This is a genomic window from Terriglobus sp. 2YAB30_2 (assembly GCF_052114765.1).
In the GTDB taxonomy this organism is placed as follows: Bacteria; Acidobacteriota; Terriglobia; order Terriglobales; family Acidobacteriaceae; genus Terriglobus.
The window spans coordinates 299,303-320,149 of sequence record NZ_JBFRFJ010000004.1 but is presented as its reverse complement, the minus strand read 5'-3'; the positions used below and the strand labels follow the sequence as shown (position 1 = coordinate 320,149).

Sequence of the window (20,847 nt, the reverse complement as noted above, 5' to 3'; positions counted from 1 at the left end):
CTCTAGTCTTCTGCCTTGTCTTCGATGCGAAGCATCTGCAGGCAGAGCGGCTTTTCCAGCATGCAGTCCATCTTCGCGATGGAGCGTAGTGCTCTCTCAACGACAGAGGTCAGGCAGGGCTCAGTGGTTACGACGAAGGGCAGACGGTCTTTCGGATACCCCGGGCGCTGCAGGATGGAGTCGATGTTCGCTCCGACCTTGGCCAAGGCTCCGGCGATGGCGGAGACGATTCCCGGCTTGTCGCTCACCACAAAGCGCAGATAGTGTGGAGCGAGGAACTCGCCCACCACAGCACGCTTACGCACCGGTTGATGCACCACACCGCACTGTTGGGCAACGGCAAGCAGATCGCTGACGACGGCGACCGCCGTTGGGTGCGCTCCGGCGCCGTGGCCGCTGAAGACCACATCGCCGCCGAAGCGGCCGCTGGTCACCACCATGTTTTGGGTGCCGTGGCTCCACGCAATCGGCGACTCGGTCGGAACCACCATCGGACCTACACGCGCATGCACCACGCCATCCTGGACCTGGGCGCGGCTTACCTGGCGGATGGTGCAGCCAAGTTCTTTCGCATAGTGAAAGTCGACCGCCGATACCTTGCTGATGGACTGTGTCGGTACCTCATCGGGATTCAGCTCGGCGTGCATCGCAACGCGCGACAGAATGCAGAGCTTGGCGCGGGCATCGTAGCCGTCTACATCCGCGGAAGGATTCGCCTCGGCGTAGCCAAGCTTCTGCGCCTGGGCCAGCACCTCGGCGTACTCCGCACCCTGCTCCATATGGCTCAGGATGAAGTTGCAGGTGCCGTTCACAATACCGCTGATTCGGACAATCTCATCACCGCCGATACCCTGCAGCGCGCCGGGGATAACCGGCACACCACCAGCGACAGCAGCTCCGTACAACAGCGAGACGCCCTTCTTCGCCGCCAGCTTCTCCAGCCCGGCGCCGCGATAGGCGATCAACTGCTTGTTGGCCGTCACCACGCTCTTACCGGCAGCGATGGCCTTCTTCAGCCAGCCTTCAATCGATTCAAGACCGCCGATCAGCTCGACGACGACGTCGACATCGCTCTTCAGGATGACGTTGATGTCGTCGGTCCAGATCACGGTCTTGGGCAGCTTCTTCGCCTGCGGACGCGAGAGTTTACGCGTGTAGTCACGGTTATAGACGTGCGTGACTTCAATGTCCGCGAACCGCCGCGCCGCCAGCACATCGGCTACACCGCCGCCCACCGTACCGAATCCCAGAATTGCTACCTTCGTCTTCGCCATACTCTCTCTCGCTAGTAGTCGATCTTCTTTTCGCTTGCGGTCCAGGCGCGGAAGCTTTCGAGCGCCTCATCGTGCAGCAGCTGCCGGATGGGGATAGCGCGCTGTTCGAGCGGCTTCTTCACCTCGTCGTACAGGAAGCTGTCGTCAAATCCGACTGCGGCCGCGTCGGCTGCGGTATTGCCGTAATAGATCACCGCGCATCGCGACCAGTACAACGCCGCCAGGCACATGGGGCAGGGCTCGCAACTGGTGTAGACCTCGCAGCCTTCGAGCGAAAATGTTCCCAGCTTCTCGCAGGCTCGGCGAATGGCCACTACCTCGCCGTGGGCCGTCGGATCGTTGGTGCTGGTGACGAGGTTCATGCCCTCGGCGACGATCTCACCGTCCTTCACCACGACGCATCCGAATGGACCACCGCGCCCGGTGCGAACGTTCTCGGTTGCCAGCGCGATCGCGCGTTGCATGAATCTTTCGTGACCGTTCATGTCATTTACAAATGCTTGAAAATGCGCGATTGACGCGCAAAATCACGGCATAATTTGATTATGGCACAGGCCTTCCGATCGAACCGCGTCCTACTCCCACCTCAGCCACAGCCGGCAGCGCTGATGCAGCGGGTCGCGCTGATCGTGGACGATGGCGTCATCACGCAGATCGTCGCCCACGATGCTGTTCCGACGGGAATTGAGGTCGTCGACTTCGGCAACCATGCCCTTCTTCCCGGCCTGATCGATGTGCATACGCATATCAATGAGCCGGGGCGTACCGAATGGGAGGGCTTTGAGACCGCGACACGCGCCGCGGCCGCGGGCGGCTTTGTCACGATTGTCGATATGCCGCTGAACTGTCTGCCGGAGACCACCTCCGTCGAGGCCCTGGAACAGAAGCGCATCGCGGCGCGGGGATTGGCCTACATCGACTGGCTTCCCTGGGGAGGCCTGGTCGGCCCGGGAGACGACTCCACCTCAAATCTCGATGACCTGGAGCCGCTGGTTGAGGCCGGCGCCGCGGGCTTCAAGTGCTTCCTTATCTATCCTGGTTGCGAAGGTCTTACCCACCTTTCGCTGGCGCAGCTTCGCCGCGCTGCACCGACACTTGCGCGCCTGGGCAAGCCGCTGCTCGTGCATGCCGAGCTGGAGGGTCCGGTCATAGAAGCGAGTAAAACTCTGTATGCGGAGGAGGCTGACTGGTCGAAGTATGCAACCTATCTTGCCTCGCGGCCGGATGAGGCAGAGCTCTCCGCCATCCGCGCGTTGATCGAGCTGGTGCGAGAGTTCCGCTTCCGGCTGCATATCGTCCACCTCGCAACCGCACAGGCCGTGCCTATGCTTGCCGCAGCCAAAGCCGAAGGTCTGCCGATCACGGTGGAGACCTGCCCGCACTATCTCTGCATCAGCGCGGAAGAGATTGCCGATGGAGCCACCCAGTTCAAGTGCGCGCCTCCGATCCGCAGCAAAGCGAACCAGGAGGGGCTATGGCAGGCGCTGCGCGATGGCGTCATCGACCTGATCGCCACCGACCATTCGCCGTGTCCGCCGGAGATGAAGCCCGCCGGGCCGTTCGATAAGGCCTGGGGTGGCATCGCATCGCTCTCCACGGCGGTTCCTGTTATCTGGACTGAAGCTCATAAGCGAGGCTTCACCCTTCAGGACTTTGCACGGTGGTTTGCGGTCGCTCCGGCGGAGCTTGCAGGTTTGAGCACGACGCATGGAGAGCTGGCCGTGGACCGGCCGGCGAACTTCACGGTCTTTGCGCCGGAGAGCATGTGGACCGTGACGGAGAGCAGGCTGCACTATCGTCATCCCATCTCGCCCTATCTGGGACGTACCTTGACGGGTGAGGTGATTGCGACGTATCTGCGTGGGGAGCCTGTGTTTGCGGAAAACGAGTTTTCGTTTGCTGCACGAGGACGGGATTTGTCGGTATAGGTGAGTCCACCGCTTGTCAGGATGACAAATTTAAAGACGGTCGCGCGGAGCGCGAATACCCAGGTCCCCCGAGGGACCTGGGGCATCCAGTTCTTTCTTGCCACGGCCTTAACGCTTCAACTTTTAACTTTCAACTTTTAACTCCCACCCACACCTCTCGCTCAGCAACTATCTTTTGAGACAATGACACCCACCGATGAATCCTGTTCTTAATCACTGGAACACGTTGCCCGCCGACCAGGCCAAGGCTGAAATCCTGCCCGCCAATGGCTCGCACGAATGGGCTGAGCAGATGGTCTCGCACCGTCCTTATCCGAATGAGCAGACGCTCTCCGAGATCGCTGACCACATCTGGTATCACCTTGGCGCCGATGCCAGGCAGCAGGCCTTCGACTCGCATCCACGCATCGGCCAACGTCATGCCGCTAAAGAGGCGACGGAGAGATCGCTGGCATGGTCTTCGCAGGAGCAGACGCTTACTGATGACGAGCGTCTGAAGCAGGAGCTGGCCGAAGCCAACCAGCAGTACGAAGAGAAGTTCGGCCGCATCTTCATCGTCTGTGCCACCGGCAAGACGCAGGAGCAGATGCTCGACATCCTGCGTCAGCGTCTGGACAACGATGATGAGACCGAGTTCGCCGAGGCCGCCGAGCAGCAGCGCCTGATTACCCAGCTTCGCCTGCGCAAATGGCTTGCAGGCAATTGAGGAGCGCAAACACCATGTCTATCTCTACTCATATCCTCGATACTTCGGCAGGCCACCCGGCCATCCATGTTGCTGTCAGCCTGCTTCGTTTTGACGGCAACACATGGAAAGCCGTCTCCGATGCATGTACAGACAACGATGGCCGTGTCCGCACCCTGCTTCCGCCCGAGACGCAGCTTACTGCAGGTCTCTACCGCGTCACCTTTGCCACGGGAGAGTACTTCGCAGCACGCGGACAGCAGACCCTTTATCCGGTGATCGAGATCACCTTTGAAGTTCGTCCCGGCGAGCAGCACTATCACATCCCTCTGCTGCTGGCCGCGAACGGCTTCACCACCTATCGCGGGACGTAGCGATGATGGTAGAGAAGCGGATTTCTCCGCTCCCACGATCGCTACGAAATGACAAACAAAAAGCTGACCGGAGTGTGATTGACCACCTGGAAAACGCTCTATCGCAGTCGATAGGGAGGCTGTACCTTATAGGCCTATGGTTAAGCTCGCTCAAAACCGTTACGGCAAATCCCGCGTCCGCCTTCTGAAGGTTACCCGGCATGAAGAGCATCACCACGTTGACGAGTGGACGGTAGAGGTACTGCTGCAGGGCGACTTCGTCAGCGCGCACGTTGAAGGCGATAACTCGAAGATTCTGCCGACGGACACGATGAAGAACACCGTGTACTACGTGGCACATCGGTCCAACGCCACCTCCATGGAACACTTCGCCGAGGAGCTGATCGACTTCCTGCTCTCTCGCAATCCGCAGGTTCTTGCCGCTGAAGTCACCGTCCACTCGGCGCTGTGGAAGCACATGAAGGTTGATGGCAGCCTGCATCCTACAGCCTTCATCCGCGGCAGCGACGAACAACAGACTACACACGTCGTCCGCCATCAGCCCGGCGGATTCCATGTCACCTCCGGCCTCAGCAACCTGGTCATCATGAAGACAGCAAACTCCGGCTTTGAAGATTACATCGTCGATGAGCTCACCACGCTGAAGCCGACCAGTGACCGCATCTTCGCCACGGCCTGCACGGCGACCTGGAAGTACATCCACGCCACTCCACTGCACTACAACCAGCTACGCGAACGTGCCCGCGAGACCATGCTGCACACCTTCGCCGCCCACGAATCGAAGTCGGTACAGCAAACCCTGTACGCGATGGGAGAGGCGGTGCTGGAAGCGGTTCCGGAGATCAGTGAGATTACGCTGACCATGCCCAACAAGCACGCTCTGCTCGTTGACCTCGACCGCTTCGGCGTGAAGAACAATAACGAGATCTTCGTCCCGACGGACGAACCCCATGGGACGATACAGGCGACGCTTGTTCGCATGTAGTGCGAACAAGCTCTAGTTGCTAGTTGCTGGTTGCTAGTTCCTGGTTGATTTCAGCAGATCGCGTGTTGTACTTATCCTCCCACCCTAGCTCCGCGAGGGTGGGGCACCCGGGTTAGGAAAATGAGTAAAGCAGATTTCTCTATACGCGCAGTGGCAAATCAAACGACTAGGGAGTATCGACGAACTGCCCCTGAAACTGGGTGCCCCATCCATCGCATATCGGGGTCCCCAACGGACCTCGTTCGTTGGGGTGGTATCGCGATGGGCGGGATATTCGAGCACAGCTCGAATTCATTTAGGTTTTGGGGCTCACCAGTCCCACTCACGCTACGCGTGAATGGGGCACCCAGAGTAGGGGTTTGTTGAACTGCCGAGACACTTTAGCAACTAGCATGTCTACTTCCGATCTCATTCTCTCTCGCTGCCGCGAACTCGCCGCCATCACTGATGTTGCCGGCGAGACGACGCGGACGTATCTTTCTCCGGCGATGCGGTGCGCGAATAAACAGTTGATGGCCTGGGCTGCGGCTAAGGGCTTCACCGCGCGCTATGACGCCGCGGGAAACCTGCGTATTGTGCGTGCGGCTGCTATCGAGACCGACCGTACTTTCATCCTTGCGTCGCATCTCGATACTGTTCCCAATGCCGGAGCCTTCGATGGTCCGCTCGGCATCGTGCTTGGCCTGGCACTCCTGGAAGAGGCGGCTCCGCTGCCCTTTCACCTCGAGCTCATTGCCTTCAGTGAAGAAGAGGGTGTGCGCTTCGGCTTCCCTTTCATCGGGAGCAAGGCACTGACTGGCGAACTCTCGGATGATCTGCTGGCGCGGATTGATGGCAAGGGCACATCCGTGCGGGAAGCGATAACCGCTTATGGCTTGAATCCGGACGAACGCAGCGATGCCCGATTGCACAGCGGGCACTTCGGCTATCTGGAATTTCACATTGAGCAGGGGCCTGTTCTCGAGCATGAAGACCGCTCGCTCGGGGTTGTTACCGCCATCATCGGCCAGTCGCGGCTTCAGCTTGTCTTTACCGGCAAAGCCAACCACGCGGGCACCACGCCGATGCATCTGCGCCATGATGCTCTGGCTGCTGCCGCCGAGTTCGTCCTCGCCACCGAAAGGCTGGGCCGTAACACTCCAGGCCTGGTAGCAACCGTCGGTCAGCTCTCGCCACACCCGGGTGTAGGCAACGTCATTCCCGGCGAGGCCGTTCTCTCGCTCGACGTCCGCCATGCGGATGATGCAGTACGCCATGACGGCGTGGAGAGCCTATTGAAAGCCGCACACGCCATTGCCCAGAGGCGCGGCATGGTTGTCTCCTTCGCGGCAAAGCTCGATCAGCCGGCTGTCCCCATGGACCCGAAGCTGACCACCCTGCTTGCCGAAGCAGCGGCACCGTGCAATCCACTTTCCATGACCAGCGGAGCCGGCCACGACGCCATGGTCGTCGCTCCTCAGCTGCCGGCGGCCATGCTTTTTTTACGGACACCAAATGGTCTTTCCCACCATCCTGATGAAACCGTGCGCCCAGACGATGTACAGTTAGCCTTTGAAACCGGACTCCGGTTTCTGGAGCGCATCGCCGATGTTTAACCTGGGACACTCTCGCAGCCGCACCGCTGGTGATCACTTTCTGCTCACGCCGGACAGCTTCATTCGCTCCCCCTTTCCGGGAATGCACAACGCGGTTGCCATCGTGCACGTCTCGCCGGCCGCAGGCGCCGGTTTTACCCAGTACACGGCGGAGATGGCCGCTGACGGCTTGCTCGGCCAGGCGGCCGCACAGCGCTTTTTCTACGTGCTCGAAGGCAGCGTCTGCCTGGTAGCCGAAGGCCGGCGGTACACGCTGAACGCCAACGGATACGCCTACATTCCCGAAGATCTTGAACACAGCATCACCAGCACACAGCCGGCAAGGCTTGCTGTCATCGAAAAGAAATACCAGGTGATCGACGGTGTAGAAGGCCCTGCGCTTCTGGTCGGGGATGAGACCAAAGTTGCTTCCAGCGCGTTGAACGGTGATGAAGATCTACAGGTGCGCGCGCTATTGGCCGGCGATACGGGCTTCGACTTCGCCGTCAACACCATGAGCTACAAGCCCGGCGCCGCGCTCTCGCAGACCGAGATTCACGTCATGGAACACGGCCTGCTGATGATGACCGGCGGAGGCATCTACAAGCTCGCCGATCAGTGGTATCCGGTGACTGCGGGCGACTTCATCTACATGGCGCCGTACTGCCCGCAGTGGTTCGGAGCGCTTGGCAAAGAACCGGCAAAATACCTCATCTACAAAGACTGGAACCGGCACCCGCTCGCATGAAGATCGCCGTCAACCTTGACCGTCTGTCGTCGGAGCTGGAAGACCTCGCCAGCTTCTCCGATGCTCCCCCCTCCGAGGAAGGCACCGCAGTCACACGCGTCGTCTTCACCAGCACCGATCTGGAAGCGCGGACCTTCCTGGAGACGCTGGCTGAGAAGGCCGGCCTCAGCATTCGCCGCGACGCTGTCGGCAATATCTTCTTCCGCTGGGAAGGCTCTGACCCGACACTTGCGCCCATCGGTACCGGCTCGCACACAGATGCGATCCCTTATGCCGGCATGTACGACGGTACGGTGGGCGTGCTTGGCGGTTTGGAAGCGATCCGCGCGCTGAAGGAGGCGGGCTTCCAACCAAAGCGCTCGGTCGAGCTCCTGATGTTTACCTCCGAGGAGCCGACACGTTTCGGCATCGGCTGTCTTGGCTCGCGCCTGTTGTCGGGCACTCTCTCACCGGAAAAGGCCGATGCCTTCCTCGACAAACACGAGCGCACATTGGAAGAGGTCCGTACGGCTGCCGGTTTCCCTGGCGGTCTCGATACCGTGAAGCTGCCCGCCGGTTACTACCAACATTGGCTGGAATTGCACATCGAACAAGGCCCGCTGCTTGAGCGGGAGGGCCTGCCCATCGGCATCGTTACCGCCATCGCGGCGCCTGCCAGCTATAAGTTCCACCTGGAAGGTTTCGGCGGACACGCGGGGGCGCTGCTGATGCCCAATCGCAAGGACGCGCTCTGCGCCGCCGCCGAGGTTATCCTCTCGGTCGAGCGTAATACTCTGGCCACCGGCGCGATCGATACGGTTGGCACGGTGGGAACGGCTCAGATCCATCCCGGCGCGGTGAATTCAGTACCCAGCCGCGTGACGCTGGAACTCGATCTGCGCGATATCGATCCGGCACGCCGCGAGTCTGTCATCGAAGCCGTCCGCCGCGATATCGCCGCCATCCAGGCGAAACGTGGTGTCATTATCCGCGAAGAGCTGGTCAATGCCGACCCGCCGGCAACCAGCGATGCCACGATCGTGGCCACGCTGGAAGAGGTCTGCCGCGATGCGAAGATCCCATACAAGAAGATGGTGAGCCGCGCGTACCACGACTCGCTCTTCATGGCGCGCCTCTCTCCCATTGCGATGATCTTCATTCCCTGCCGCAACGGCGTCTCGCATCGCCCGGATGAGTATGCCTCTCCAGAGGCAATCGGCACCGGAGTTAGCGTCCTTGCAGCCGCCATGGCACGGCTTGCGGCACAATAGGAACACAGACGCGCATGCCAATTCTCTCCATTAATCCCTCTACAGGAAAAACGCTGCGGCACTTCGATGCCCTGCCCCCGGAACAACTGGAAGCCAAACTGGCCCTCGCCGCCTCCGCGTGGAAGGCGTACCAGGAGGTGCCGCTGGAGCATCGCGCGCTCTGCATGCGTAAGCTGGCCTCTCTTATCGAAGATGAAACGGAAGAGCTGGCGCGCCTGATGACGCTGGAGATGGGCAAGCCCATCCGTGCTGCCCGCGCCGAGGCACAGAAGTGCGCCACCGCCTGCCGCTTCTATGCCGAGAACGCCGCTAAATTCCTCACGTCCGAGGCGGTCCCGACCGAGGCCTCCAGCAGCTACGTCCGCTTCGATCCGCTGGGCGTCGTCCTCGCCATCATGCCCTGGAACTTTCCTCTGTGGCAGGTCTTCCGCTTCCTGGCTCCGGCGCTGATGGCAGGCAACGCCGGTCTTCTGAAACACGCATCGAACGTGCCCCAGTGTGCTCTCACGATTGAGGCTCTCACCCGCCGCGCCGGCTTCCCGCGTGGCGTTTTTCAGGCGCTCCTCATTGAGTCGTCTGACGTGGCCAAGGTCATCGACGATCCGCGGGTCGCCGCCATCACGTTGACCGGCAGCAATCCCGCCGGCTCGGCCGTGGCCGCACAGGCAGGCAAGCTGATCAAGAAGACCGTGCTGGAGCTCGGCGGCTCCGATCCGTTCATCGTGATGCCCTCAGCCGACCTGAACGTTGCGATCGACACCGCCATCAAGGCGCGCACCATCAATAACGGCCAGTCATGCATCGCGGCTAAGCGTTTTATTGTTCACGAGAGCATCTACAACGAGTTCCAGGAGCGCTTCTCCGCCGGTATGGATAACCTGAAGGTCGGCGATCCCCTGCTCGATGAGACCGACGTCGGCCCGCTGGCAACTTCGAAAGGCCTTGAAGAGGTACAAGCCCAGGTGCAGGCCTGTATCGACGCCGGAGCTCTGCTCATCACCGGCGGCGAACGCATGATGGTGGACCAGGGCAACTACTTCGAACCCACCGTGATCGCTGGCCTGTCGCGTACCGCACCGGTCTATCGAGAAGAAATCTTCGGTCCGGTCGCGCTGCTCTTCCGCGTCCACTCGGTGGACGAAGCGATTGAGGTTGCCAACGACACGCCCTTCGGCCTTGGGGCCTCTGCCTGGACCCACGACCCGGTCGAACAGCAGCGCTTTGTCGCCGATCTGCAGGCGGGTTCAGTCTTCATCAATGCCATGGTCGCCAGCGACCCGCGCCTGCCGTTCGGTGGTGTAAAGCAGTCGGGTTTCGGCCGTGAGCTTTCAGCCGTGGGAATGCACGAGTTTATGAATCGGAAGACTGTTGTGGTGGCCTAGGAGTTAGAGCATTTCTCCTGTTGCTGGGTAGCCCGGAAGGGGAGTGCAGCGGCGTTTTCATTGCGGAAAACGCCCATAGATAACGAATCCCTACACTACACCTACAGGAGAAATGCTCTAGCTCCCGAGCCGCACCTTGACTGCAGCCGGCATCTCAGTTCAATTATGTACTTGATGGAATATATATTACGGTACATAATTTATCAGTGAGTTGGGAAATTGAGATCACCGCAGAGTTCGAAGCATGGTGGGTCAGCCTTACCGTCGAGGAACAGGAATCCGTTGCCCGGGCTATCAATCTGCTGGAAGCGCTTGGGCCTTCGCTCTCGCGCCCTCACGCAGATACTCTGAAGGGCTCGATCTTCCCGAACATGAAAGAACTGCGGGCGCAGCACGAAGGCCGCCCTTACCGTATGCTTTTTGCCTTCGACCCACGTCGCGTCGCCTTAATGCTAGTGGGCGGTGATAAGACTGGCGATAGCCGGTGGTACGAAAAGATGCTCCCTGTAGCTGAACGCCTCTACACGGAGCATCTGAAAAGTCTGGAGAAAGTAGAAAAACGATATTGAACTCAGAAGCATGTGAGCATGCAGGAGCTCAGCTCGGTTGAGGAATCAGCAAATGGCGACTACTACCTGGAAGGCACTTCGCTCAAAGTTACCCGCAGACGTTCAGGGGCGCCTGCGTAAGCAACTCGCCGAAGACATCGCAGCAATGCCATTGGACAAGCTGCGCAAAGCACGTCATCTCACCCAAGCGGCAGTTGCAGCAAAAATGAACATCGAACAGGGTGCGGTCTCAAAGATCGAAGCCCGCAGCGATATGTACATCAGCACGTTGCGAAGCTACGTCGAAGCGCTAGGCGGCACACTTGAGCTCCGGGTCGACTTCCCCGAAGGATCGGTTACAAACATCGACCTGATAGAGAAGACCGCTTAGCCCAATCTCCGTAGACACAGCGCCCTGAAGTGAATAAGGCGCGGCTGATAGCCGCGCCTTATTCACTTCGATTGCGTTTAGAAGTTGAAGCCCATCTGCAGGGTGAGGCGGCGTACTGCGTTGCTGGAACCGCCGGGGCCCATGAAGCCGCCGCCACCGATCGAGTTCGACCGGCCGAACTGCGGCGAGGTCACCGTGCCGACAGGAGAGCCGTAGTTCACCACGTTCAGGAGGTTGTTGGCCTGGATAGCGAAGTTGACGGTGTACCTGTGGCCGGAGCTGGCTCCGCCAAACGGTCCACCAGCACCTCCCGGACCACCCTGGCCACGGCCGCCTCCCGGAGGCGGCATCATGCCGCCCTGCTGCTGCTGACGGCGTCCGCCATTAGGACCAGAGGCTGCGCCGGTCTTCTCACCGAAGCCGAAGACCTTGTTCAGGCGCAGGTTGAAGTTCAGCGAAGCCGGCCCGGTGCAGTTGTTGATCGGAATCTGGGTGTAGTTCCCGCTCTGCTGAACGCTATACCAGGCGTTCGAAGTCTGCCCCGTCTGCAGAGCCGCGGCACTGGTGCAGGCGCCCGCGAGGTTGGCGCTGCCCGAGTTGGCCCATGCCGGACGGTCGTTATAGACCGAATCGCCGTTCAGGTCTCTGCCGGCCAGAATGTTGTACGGGTTTCCTGAACTTGCCACCAGGAACGGGCTGGCCGAGAAGCCGTGTTTGAAGTTAATGTTACCGGCCATCAGCATGCGGTTGCGCACGTCGAACTGAGTGCGACCGTAGTCGGCTTTCGTATCCGTCGCGCGCGACGGAATAAACGTGGCGCCGGACGCATTACCGTTGACGTAGTTGAGTGAGTAGAAGCCAAAGAGCGAGACGGTATTGCTCAGCCGCATGTTGCCGTTGACGAAGATCTGGTTCTGGTTGAAGACGCCGCCAGAATCATAGCGGTAGTTGATCATGTTGGTGGCAGTGTTGGCGAAGGCGCGGTTCAGGTACTGGTGCACACCACGCGAGTTCAGGTAGTTCACCGAGATGGAGGCCTTGCCGACCTGCTGGTCGACGCCACCCGCGAACTGCATGATGTATGCCGAGCGGGTATCCCCGATGGTGTAGACCGTATTCTTCCCGCCTGTGCCGCTGCTGCTGCTGCAGGCTTGCGGGTTACTGGGGCCGCAATTGAGATACCCGCCCTGCGGTGCGCTGAACGTCGTGGTCTGAACATTGGTGCCGTTCTGGCGGACAACGTTCATGACCTGCGTGAGGTCAAAACGGTCGTAGAAGATACCGTATCCGATGCGGACGACTGTCTTGGGCGAGCCGTGCTTGTTCGGGATACCCCAGGCGAGCGCGACACGCGGAGCGATGTCGTGATTCGAATCGATCTGATTCTGGGTCTCGAGACGCATGCCCGCGCTGAGCGTCAGGTTGGGACGGATCTTCCAGTCATCCTCAACGTAAAGACCAACGTCCGTCACACGCGAGGAGACAGTGGCCTGGTTGATAGTCGAAACCGCATACTGATTGACATGGCCAGCTGCGTAGTCCTGGATGGTGGCGTAGGTGAATGTACCGTTTGCGTTAGCCGTCGAGTAAGCGCTCTCCTCGGTAGTACGCAGGCGCCCGCCAAACCGCCAGAAGTGCTTCTGCAGAGCGATGGAAGTATAGTTCTGCAGCTCGAAGTGGCTATCCGTCACATTGGAGTTGCCGCTGGTGGAGCCGCCGGTGCTCATACCGCCTGAGACATTGAGGCCGGCGAGACTTGGATTCAGAGCAGTCGCAGCCGCATTCGTACGTTGCCACTCGAAACGGGTCTCGTTGACGACCTTGGGGCTGATGATCTGCGAGTCGCTGATCTGGATGGTATCTTCCTGGGCCGTCGAGTTCTGTCCGCGTGTAGGCAGAACGAACGTGCCGATGTTGTTGTTCTTGTTAGTCCCCTGCTCGTGCTGGAAACGGATGGTCAGGGTGTTCTTGTCAGAGAGAGCAAAGTCGACGCGCGGGCTGATCTCCCACCGCTTCTGAGGATGATTAATCGCGCTGCCGGCGTAGGTGCCGGTAAGGCAGCCGACGGTTCCCGGAGCGCAGATCGTCGACAGATCATTCAGATTTGTCGCATAGATCTGGACGTTATTGCTGATGATGTTGTTGTCTTCGATATCGCGATTGTTGCCGCTGACGTTGAACGACGAGGTCTTGGTCAATGGGCCGCTAAGGCTGCCGAGAAGGAAGAAGGTGTGATAGTCCGGCTGGTTCTGCACGAACGGGCTGCTCGTGTTCAGCCACTTCTGATTGCCCTGCACGTTGATATTGCCGCGGAACTTATCCGTGCCCGGCTTGGTGAGGATCTCAACGCGACCGAAGCCCAGCTTGTCGTACTGTGCCGAGAACGGATTCTGATTGACGCGAATCTCACGAATCGATGACTTCGGAGGCAGCGTGCCGCCGGTAAAGCCGTCGATGTAGATCTGCCCGCCGTTCGGTCCGGCCGAAGGTCCGGCAAGGGCCGAGAGCTGGTTCTGGAGCTCGTCCGGATCGTCAGAGAGCGCGTCCAGGTCCTTATCCTTGATGACCGTGGCGCTGGCATTCGAGTCAGCGTCCACGCTGACCTGGTTGGTCTGCGTGGTGACGTTCACCTCAGCATTAGCTTCGGCGATCGCCAGCTTGACGTCCAGATTGAGCGACTGGCCCGCGGCCACACGCACGCCTTGACGCACGAACGAACCGAAGCCGGACATCGTCACCGTGATCGAGTAGCTGCCCGCCGGCACGTTGGAGATGGAGTAGCTGCCGTCTCCCTTGCTCTGCGCCGTCAAAGCCTTTCCGTTAGCCGCTGTCGCGGTAATCGTCGCGCCAGGCACCACCGCTGCATCAGGATCCGTCACAAGACCGCGAATCGTTCCCGTCTGCTGCGCCTGACCGGCGACACTCACTGCCAGAACCACCAGCAGCCAGACACACTTCCACCATGAGCGTTTCATCTCAGCTCCCAGGCACAACAAGTGCCACACTCAAAATTCGTTCGTACTGCGTTCGTTTGCTTTTCTACTTACTGTGCGTCCCCGCCTGCTCCGCCGCCCATGCTCCACGGCGCCAGGTTCATGGAACTGGCTCCGTTCGGCGCGGCAAGGATAGGCTCAACTCCGCTCAACATAGTCACTGCCGTGACGGTGTCCGCATTCGCAGCGCCGGTGCCGACGATCATCAACGCATCGCCGTTCTTCACCGTTGCCAGCTCACCCGTTGGAAGGCGCGACAGCATGGATACCAGGTCGCCTCGAGGACCACCACCACCCGGACCGCCAAAGCCCCGTCCACCACCTGCACCGCCAGGTCCCATACCTCCTGAACCTGCACCTTCACCACCGCCTGCCGGCCGTCCCATACCCTGCGGTGCACCACCGCCTGAGGCTCCACCGCCTTGAGGTGCACCACCAGGAGCTCCTCCACCGTTGGCACCAGCCGCACCATTTGCAGCGCCGCGAGCACGCGCGGCAAGCATGGCCGCCATCTGCGGCGGCAGAGCACGGAAGTCTGAGTTCGAGGTCACCATGATGGTGACGTTCTTCTTGCTGGCAAGGTCCTTCAGAACGATCTTGCCGCTGGCGGCATCGACACTGGTGACCGTGCCGGCCAGGTTGCGGAAGGCTCCGCTGACGATCTCATCGGCCGCAATCGCGGTGCCGTCTTCGTTCTTCTCACCACGCACGCGAAGCTGGTCGCCCGGCCTGATGTCGGCCAGTGTACCGGGCTTGGTGTCTTCAAACTTCACCGAATCGGCTGCGTACCGGCGGAAGATTGTCTTCGGTGTCGTCGTAATCTCGACAACCTTCTGGCCCTGCTTGATCGTGATAGAGCCGCCGTTCACGGCGTTGACCAGACCGCCCGATCCACGACGAGCCCAATCCGCCTGGGTTGCCGCATTGCGCTGTGCGATATCGCCAGACTTCATGAGGACCACGCGAACAGCCGTGATCGCGGAAGCGTCACCCGGGCCGCTGGCAAGCACGCGGTCTCCGGCAGTGATATCAGAGGCTGTGGCCGGCTGTGCGGTCTTCAGGTCAGTGCTCCCGGGCGCGAGCTGCACTACTTTGGTAGCGTCAGCAAGGGTCACGGTCACCGTTGCTCCCTTGTCTGTCGCCACCGTCACTGTCTTCCCATCGATACTCTTCACGGTGCCGAGGGCCGATGCATTCTGGGCTACAGCGCAGGGCGAAACGGTCATTACCACCGCAGTCGCGGTGAACAGAGTCGCCAGAAAATCTCTCTTGGTTGCGAACATAGCCTAATCCTCGAACGGGACACCACACACAGTCGGCTGGATCGCACAAAACGACGTGCCGCACTGCAGTTGGGGAGTCTGCAGGGATTACGGTCGAACCGTCGCCTAAGTTTCATGAAATTTCTGGGGAAATTACGCTGAAACCTTCCGGGGAAGCGCTCGTCTAAAGCGTTTTCTCTGTTGCCGGGGATCCGGAAAGGGACTTGCAGTGGCGTTTCATTGCAGAAACGCCCATCGGATGCGGAAGCCTTCACGTATACCCACAGGGAAAATACTCTAACTGCGCCGCAGAACGGCCGTTGCCCCATCGTGCAGCGTTAGTGTACCGCTCTCGAGAGTGCACGTGCCGGAGGAGAGAACCAGTTCGGTAACGGGAGGGACCGAAAGCCGCACCGGTTGACGACCCAGGTTCACCGCCACCGTGACCGCTTCCCGGTGCATCATGAGCCATCCCTGCTGCTCATCGAACTCGACGCGACAGGTTCCCGGCGAGCCGTCCTCAAGCTCCGGCAGGGAGCGCCGTAGCCGGATCAGGTCCTTGTACCAGGTCAGCATCTGCGCATGTTCCCCGGTTGCGGTCTCCTCCCACCGAAGACAGCTGCGCTCGAAGCTCGCACGCTCGACGGGATCGGGTACGTCCTCCGGCTTCCATCCAAAGGCTGCGAACTCACGCCGCCGGCCTTCGCTCACCGCGCGGGCCATCTCCGGCTCTTCATGGTCGGCGAAGTAAAGGAAGGGTGTGGATGCGGCCCACTCCTCGCCCTGAAAGAGCATCGGCACAAATGGCCCCAGCAACATCAGAGCCGCGGCGGCACGGGCACGGTCTATTCCGGCAATCGCCGCAACCCGATCACCCTGAGCACGATTTCCTATCTGGTCGTGGTTCTGGATATAGCCCAGAAAACGATGCCGATCCAGAGTCCCAGCGGGCCGTCCATGGATGCGGTTGCGATGACGCGAATAGATGCCGTCGTACACGAAGACCTCTTCCAGCGCCTTGGCCAGCTTTGCCAGGCCACCAAAGTCTTCGTAGTAGCCGCGTGTCTCGTGCGGTGCAACAGCGGTAAACAACGCATGGTGAAAATCATCGCTCCACTGCGCGTCGATGCCGTAACCGCCTGCCTCGCGCGGAGTGACGATGCGCGGGTCGTTCAGGTCGCTCTCGGCGATCAACGCGAGTTGCCGGCCGGTAGCGGAGCTGAGATGCTCTGCCTCGGTAGCAAGTTGTTCCAGGAAGTGAATCGCGGAACGGTCTACAAAGGCGTGAACAGCGTCCAGACGCAGACCATCCATGTGGAAGTCGCGCATCCACATCAGTGCATTGTCGAGAAAGAAGCGCCGCACCTGGTCCGCTCCCCACTCTTCGAAGTTCACCGCACCGCCCCAGGGTGTGTGATGCGTATCCACCAGATACGGGCCGAATTTACCGGTGTAATTCCCCACCGGACCGAAGTGGTTGTAGACAACATCCAGCAGCACTGCCAGCCGCTTGCCATGAGCCGCATCCACGAAGCGCTTCAACGCATCCGGACCGCCATACGGCTGATGCACGGCATACAACGCCGCACCGTCATATCCCCAGCCAAAGACACCCGGAAACGCGGCCAGCGGCAACAGCTCCACATGGGTAATACCCAGCTCAACCAGGTGATCGAGCCGCGCGATCGCGGAGTCCAGTGTGCCTTCCGGGGTAAAGGTGCCGATATGCAGTTCGTAGATGACCGCGCTTGAGAGCGGCGGCGCCTGAAAGCCTTTATCGGTCCAGGCAAAGGCGGCCTGATCGTAGACACAGGACAGGCCATGGACACCATCCGGCTGCCACAACGATCGTGGATCAGGCCATAGCTGATCGTCATCGTCTATGGCAAAGCCATAGCGCGTACCAGCCCCGGCATCGGGAGCTTCCAACCTCCACCAGCCATGATCGTCCACCTCCCGGGGTGGTTGCATCTCGTGAAGTCCATCATGAAGATGCAGACGGACGCGAGAGGCGCGCGGCGCCCATACTTCAAACCGATGCATGCCTTACTCCCGTACCAGCAGCGCTACGGGGAAGCGCTGCAGGAAGCTGGCGGTCTTCTGCCGTCCGCCATGTTCTATCTCGCCGGTCAGCACATTCTTCCAGCGGCCCTCGGGGACCTCGACCGTTGTGCCTGCCCAGCTATCTCCAAGCTTAATGCGCCAACGAGGTGCCAGTGTGATGACACTGTGATTCCGCAGATACGCGATGATGTGCGCCGCCTTCGGCCCCTGCACCTCCAGTGGCGTATATGCCGCAGTGGGTCCGAACCACTCCGGATGTTCCTTCCGCAGCAATAGCAGCTTGTGGATCAGCCACAGCTTGGGCAGGCCTTCTTCGCTGCGTTCCATCATCTCTTCAGGAGAGAGCGACTGTACCTCCTGGAGGAGACGGCGGCGGAGGTCGTAGTCCACCGGTCGGCGATTGTCGGGGTCTACCAGCGAATAGTCCCAGAGCTCTCCGCCCTGGTAGAGATCGGGCACTCCTGGAGCCGTGTATTTCAGCAGTGTCTGCGTCAGCGAGTTCATCCATCCGGCCTCGCGGACACGTTCCACCATCTGCTCCAACTCATTTACGAAAGGCTGGTGCTCGAGAATCCGTTCGATGAAGCGATGCAGTGCATCTTCATATTCACGGTTATTGTTCGTCCAGGTGGTGTGCTGCTTCGCCTCGCGCATGGCCTTGTCCATGTATGCCGTCAGACGTTTCTTGTTGATCGGCCACGCACCGATCATCGTCTGGTAAAGAAAGTACTCGGTATTGCGATCGGGATACCGCTCGCCGCGGAATTCTGTATTCATGCGAGACCAGCGGTTCAGCGCGGCACGCCACCGCGCCGGAATCTCTGTCAGCACAGCCAGACGCGCGCGCACATCGTCTGCACGTTTCGTATCGTGCGTGGAAAGCGTCGTCATCGTCTGCGGATGCGTCTGCTGTATGGTCGCGCAGTAGTGGTGAAACTCTTCCACACTGATGCCATTATGCGCCGGATCCGCGCCCACTTCATTCAACCCGATCATGCGGTTATAGGTGTAGAACGCTGTATCTTCCACTCCCTTGGCCATCACCGGCGAGGTGAACTGCTGGAAGCGCATGACGAACTCATTCTCGCGGAAGCCGCGCACCTTTAGCGTAAGTACATCGCCGACAAAGTCAAAGAGACCTGGGTCAAGATCAGGGCGCCGGCGCTTGGCTTGATTGATGGCCTGCCAGACACGGTAACGGTCTTCATCGGTAATGTTGTCTCGATCGGTGGCGACATAGGTACGGTAGACCTGGAAACAACTCGCCACCTCGCGGATGACGCGGCGGATCTCGGCACGCGTCGTGTCGCGGCGATCACGATTGTTTTCGCAGATCTCCACGAGAAGCGCTGCAAGACGATTGACGTCCGAGCCCAGAGCCTCCTGCGTGACATGATGCTTCTTCTCATGCGCCACATCTTCAAAGTCGATAGGTTCATGTGTGAAGTCGGAGTAGATGGTAGTCATCTCTTCCAGGCCCGGACCATGCGCCAGCAGGCCATTGCACACATTCAGAAAGTCATACCCGCTGGTGCCATGAATGGGCCATTCCTGGCGCAGCCACTCACCTGACTCGAGGATCTTCTCGCCGATGATCCACGCATCGGGAGCCTGTTCGCGCAGACGCCGGAAGTATCCCTGGGGATCGCGCAGGCCGTCGGGGTGATCGACACGCACGCCGTCGAGCGCACCCTCTCTCAACCACTGCAGAATCAGCGCATGAGTCTCTTCGAAGACGTGTTCACGTTCGACACGCAGGCCGATGAGCGTGTTCACATCGAAGAAGCGCCGGTAGCCAAGCTCCTGGTCTGCCGTACGCCAGTAGGCGAGGCGATAGTTCTGCTGGTTCAGCAGATCGTCCAGGGCATCGATGTTGTTGTTCAGGTCCGCGACCGCCTGATCGATCGAACGGCAGATGTTGCCGTCTTCAGCGCACAGACGTTCCAGCAGAGCGTAGATGACGGTCTTGTCGCGATGGCGGTTGACGGCGACACTGCGGTCCGTCGCTTCCGGTGCGGGCAGGCGGGCAAACGAGTCGGCGATAAAGCTCAGGGTATCGCTACGCGCATACTCCGCGGCACGCTGCAACAGGCCGTAGAGCGAGCGTGGCGCCACGGGGAACTCATTCTTCATGTAGAGCACCACGAAGCCGGCGCCGCGGCGCGCGACCCCGATCTGACGATCGCTGAGAACCTTGCCGTACTGGTCGCCAAGGATCGGCACCAGCACCTTGTTCTGCAGCTTGGCCTCTTCCTGATGCCAATTAATGTCGAACCACGTCGAGAAACGCGACGCTGGCCCGTTCTCCAGCACGTCCCACCAGAGCCGGTTTTCCGGCCCCAACGCCATGTGGTTCGGCACAATGTCGAGAATCTGCCCGAGGCCAAGTTCACCCAGGCGCCAGCGCAGGCGTCCGTGGCCCTCGATACCGCCGAGCTCCTCGTTCACCTTCTGGTGATCGACAACGTCGTAGCCGTGCATGGACCCGGGTGCAGCCTGCAGATACGGCGAACAGTAAATGTGCGTGATACCTAAATCGTGCAGGTAGTCCGCAACGGCGGAAGCGTGGTCAAAGTCGAAGCCTGCATGCAGCTGCAGACGATAAGTGGACGTGGGGATGCGGGCCATTCTTCTCTACTTTCCGTGATGGCATGTCTCGGTCCTTGGGACACACTAAGGTCTGCACCTTAAGAAGCGAATTTCGCTGGCGGGGTTGGATGGCTGCTGCAGGAGACTAAACGGTAGAAAACAAGCGTCAGGAGGCGGTTTTTCCACTGGGCAGTTCGCGAGGTCGCCGGCTGGTCGCCGCCACTGCGCGATATGAAAAGCGGACAGCAGCGCGAACGCCGCCGGAAATACGATGGACGAGGCAAACGTCATGCGCCAGGCAACAAAGGTTGCGAGTAGTGTGGTCAGCGTAGGTCCGCCGAGACGCTGCACGATATTCAGCGTGGTGGTGGCCATGGGAAGCTGTTCCCGCTGAACCGCAGCATACGCCGCTGAGATTGATGGTATTCCGATGGCTCCCATCGCCATACCGCGGAGGAAGAGTGTTACCGCCAGCATGGATGTCACGAGGCCATGCCGGCTGAGATACAGAAATGGAAGTGTTGCCGCCGGCGAGAGCAAGGCTCCATAGGACGAGACGCGGCGAAGGCCGAAGCGTTGTGTCAGCGTTCCCATCATGGGATAGGAGCAGAGCATTCCCAATCCCATTGGGGTGAGCATCAGGCGCGTTGTCGAAGGCGACTCCCCACATGCGCGAATAAGGAAGAACGGAATCAGCATCTGACCCGCAAATGAAATTCCATTCGAGAGGAACTGTATCGTCATCGCAGTCCGAAAGGTGCGGTCGCGAAAGTATCTGGGCAGCATCTTCGATGCCGCGT

General features: G+C 60.1%; 17 protein-coding genes. 10 read left to right on the top strand and 7 right to left on the bottom strand.

Features of this window, described 5'->3' with window-relative positions; genetic code table 11:
* Nucleotides 1-2: 2 nt before the first annotated feature.
* Nucleotides 3-1,274, bottom strand: coding sequence for a homoserine dehydrogenase (locus AB4Y89_RS08965; RefSeq protein WP_442300576.1), 1,272 nt, complete (start codon nucleotides 1,272-1,274; stop codon nucleotides 3-5).
* 11 nt (nucleotides 1,275-1,285) lie between these two features.
* Entirely contained in the window at nucleotides 1,286-1,759 is a 474-nt protein-coding gene (locus AB4Y89_RS08960; RefSeq protein WP_442300575.1) for a nucleoside deaminase, read from the bottom strand.
* Between the two features lie 60 nt (nucleotides 1,760-1,819).
* Here AB4Y89_RS08960 and allB point away from each other — a divergent pair, with 60 nt between their 5' ends.
* The 10 genes from allB to AB4Y89_RS08910 all read left to right on the top strand — a co-directional run bounded on the left by allB (nucleotide 1,820) and on the right by AB4Y89_RS08910 (nucleotide 11,139).
* Entirely contained in the window at nucleotides 1,820-3,202 is a 1,383-nt protein-coding gene (gene allB, locus AB4Y89_RS08955) for an allantoinase AllB (RefSeq protein ID WP_442300574.1), read from the top strand.
* Nucleotides 3,203-3,398: 196 nt separating this feature from the next.
* Entirely contained in the window at nucleotides 3,399-3,908 is a 510-nt protein-coding gene (gene uraD, locus AB4Y89_RS08950) for a 2-oxo-4-hydroxy-4-carboxy-5-ureidoimidazoline decarboxylase (protein WP_442300573.1), read from the top strand.
* 14 nt (nucleotides 3,909-3,922) lie between these two features.
* A complete protein-coding gene (gene uraH / locus AB4Y89_RS08945; protein WP_442300572.1) occupies nucleotides 3,923-4,261 on the top strand; it encodes a hydroxyisourate hydrolase in 339 nt (112 codons plus the stop codon).
* A gap of 136 nt (nucleotides 4,262-4,397) precedes the next feature.
* Entirely contained in the window at nucleotides 4,398-5,246 is an 849-nt protein-coding gene (pucL, locus tag AB4Y89_RS08940; protein WP_442300571.1) for a factor-independent urate hydroxylase, read from the top strand.
* A gap of 392 nt (nucleotides 5,247-5,638) precedes the next feature.
* The gene (locus tag AB4Y89_RS08935; protein ID WP_442300570.1) at nucleotides 5,639-6,841 is read left to right on the top strand and encodes an allantoate amidohydrolase; all 1,203 of its coding nucleotides are present in this window, start codon (nucleotides 5,639-5,641) and stop codon (nucleotides 6,839-6,841) included.
* Complete coding sequence (gene allE, locus AB4Y89_RS08930) at nucleotides 6,834-7,568, top strand: (S)-ureidoglycine aminohydrolase (protein ID WP_442300569.1); 735 nt, start codon at nucleotides 6,834-6,836, stop codon at nucleotides 7,566-7,568. The genes AB4Y89_RS08935 and allE overlap by 8 nt, the downstream gene beginning before the upstream one ends.
* A complete protein-coding gene (locus tag AB4Y89_RS08925; protein ID WP_442300568.1) occupies nucleotides 7,565-8,818 on the top strand; it encodes a M20 family metallo-hydrolase in 1,254 nt (417 codons plus the stop codon). The genes allE and AB4Y89_RS08925 overlap by 4 nt, the downstream gene beginning before the upstream one ends.
* A gap of 14 nt (nucleotides 8,819-8,832) precedes the next feature.
* Nucleotides 8,833-10,200 (top strand): NAD-dependent succinate-semialdehyde dehydrogenase, encoded by a 1,368-nt coding sequence (locus AB4Y89_RS08920; RefSeq protein ID WP_442300567.1) that lies wholly within the window; start codon nucleotides 8,833-8,835, stop codon nucleotides 10,198-10,200.
* Between the two features lie 206 nt (nucleotides 10,201-10,406).
* Nucleotides 10,407-10,769 (top strand): type II toxin-antitoxin system RelE/ParE family toxin, encoded by a 363-nt coding sequence (locus AB4Y89_RS08915; RefSeq protein WP_442300566.1) that lies wholly within the window; start codon nucleotides 10,407-10,409, stop codon nucleotides 10,767-10,769.
* Between the two features lie 52 nt (nucleotides 10,770-10,821).
* Complete coding sequence (locus AB4Y89_RS08910) at nucleotides 10,822-11,139, top strand: XRE family transcriptional regulator (protein WP_442300565.1); 318 nt, start codon at nucleotides 10,822-10,824, stop codon at nucleotides 11,137-11,139.
* A 77-nt stretch (nucleotides 11,140-11,216) separates the two neighbouring features.
* On the opposite strand, the gene AB4Y89_RS08905 is transcribed toward AB4Y89_RS08910, so the two are convergent.
* From AB4Y89_RS08905 to AB4Y89_RS08885, 5 genes are all read right to left on the bottom strand, one after another.
* Entirely contained in the window at nucleotides 11,217-14,114 is a 2,898-nt protein-coding gene (locus AB4Y89_RS08905) for a carboxypeptidase regulatory-like domain-containing protein (protein WP_442300564.1), read from the bottom strand.
* Nucleotides 14,115-14,182: 68 nt separating this feature from the next.
* Nucleotides 14,183-15,415 (bottom strand): DUF5666 domain-containing protein, encoded by a 1,233-nt coding sequence (locus AB4Y89_RS08900; protein WP_442300563.1) that lies wholly within the window; start codon nucleotides 15,413-15,415, stop codon nucleotides 14,183-14,185.
* 276 nt (nucleotides 15,416-15,691) lie between these two features.
* Nucleotides 15,692-17,437, bottom strand: coding sequence for a malto-oligosyltrehalose trehalohydrolase (gene treZ, locus AB4Y89_RS08895; RefSeq protein WP_442300562.1), 1,746 nt, complete (start codon nucleotides 17,435-17,437; stop codon nucleotides 15,692-15,694).
* A 3-nt stretch (nucleotides 17,438-17,440) separates the two neighbouring features.
* On the bottom strand, nucleotides 17,441-20,086 hold the full coding sequence (gene treY / locus AB4Y89_RS08890) for a malto-oligosyltrehalose synthase (protein WP_442300561.1): 2,646 nt from the start codon (nucleotides 20,084-20,086) through the stop codon (nucleotides 17,441-17,443).
* A 45-nt stretch (nucleotides 20,087-20,131) separates the two neighbouring features.
* On the bottom strand, nucleotides 20,132-20,791 hold the full coding sequence (locus AB4Y89_RS08885; RefSeq protein WP_442300560.1) for an MFS transporter: 660 nt from the start codon (nucleotides 20,789-20,791) through the stop codon (nucleotides 20,132-20,134).
* Nucleotides 20,792-20,847: the final 56 nt, after the last annotated feature.

What these genes read in the sequence shown, in the direction of transcription:
- AB4Y89_RS08965 (WP_442300576.1), bottom strand. Translation starts at nt 1,274, where the DNA reads ATGGCGAAGACGAAGGTAGCAATTCTGGGATTCGGTACGGTGGGCGGC.
- AB4Y89_RS08960 (WP_442300575.1), bottom strand. Translation starts at nt 1,759, where the DNA reads ATGAACGGTCACGAAAGATTCATGCAACGCGCGATCGCGCTGGCAACC.
- allB (WP_442300574.1), top strand. Translation starts at nt 1,820, where the DNA reads ATGGCACAGGCCTTCCGATCGAACCGCGTCCTACTCCCACCTCAGCCA.
- uraD (WP_442300573.1), top strand. Translation starts at nt 3,399, where the DNA reads ATGAATCCTGTTCTTAATCACTGGAACACGTTGCCCGCCGACCAGGCC.
- uraH (WP_442300572.1), top strand. Translation starts at nt 3,923, where the DNA reads ATGTCTATCTCTACTCATATCCTCGATACTTCGGCAGGCCACCCGGCC.
- pucL (WP_442300571.1), top strand. Translation starts at nt 4,398, where the DNA reads ATGGTTAAGCTCGCTCAAAACCGTTACGGCAAATCCCGCGTCCGCCTT.
- AB4Y89_RS08935 (WP_442300570.1), top strand. Translation starts at nt 5,639, where the DNA reads ATGTCTACTTCCGATCTCATTCTCTCTCGCTGCCGCGAACTCGCCGCC.
- allE (WP_442300569.1), top strand. Translation starts at nt 6,834, where the DNA reads ATGTTTAACCTGGGACACTCTCGCAGCCGCACCGCTGGTGATCACTTT.
- AB4Y89_RS08925 (WP_442300568.1), top strand. Translation starts at nt 7,565, where the DNA reads ATGAAGATCGCCGTCAACCTTGACCGTCTGTCGTCGGAGCTGGAAGAC.
- AB4Y89_RS08920 (WP_442300567.1), top strand. Translation starts at nt 8,833, where the DNA reads ATGCCAATTCTCTCCATTAATCCCTCTACAGGAAAAACGCTGCGGCAC.
- AB4Y89_RS08910 (WP_442300565.1), top strand. Translation starts at nt 10,822, where the DNA reads ATGGCGACTACTACCTGGAAGGCACTTCGCTCAAAGTTACCCGCAGAC.
- AB4Y89_RS08905 (WP_442300564.1), bottom strand. Translation starts at nt 14,114, where the DNA reads ATGAAACGCTCATGGTGGAAGTGTGTCTGGCTGCTGGTGGTTCTGGCA.
- AB4Y89_RS08900 (WP_442300563.1), bottom strand. Translation starts at nt 15,415, where the DNA reads ATGTTCGCAACCAAGAGAGATTTTCTGGCGACTCTGTTCACCGCGACT.
- treZ (WP_442300562.1), bottom strand. Translation starts at nt 17,437, where the DNA reads ATGCATCGGTTTGAAGTATGGGCGCCGCGCGCCTCTCGCGTCCGTCTG.
- treY (WP_442300561.1), bottom strand. Translation starts at nt 20,086, where the DNA reads ATGGCCCGCATCCCCACGTCCACTTATCGTCTGCAGCTGCATGCAGGC.
- AB4Y89_RS08885 (WP_442300560.1), bottom strand. Translation starts at nt 20,791, where the DNA reads ATGACGATACAGTTCCTCTCGAATGGAATTTCATTTGCGGGTCAGATG.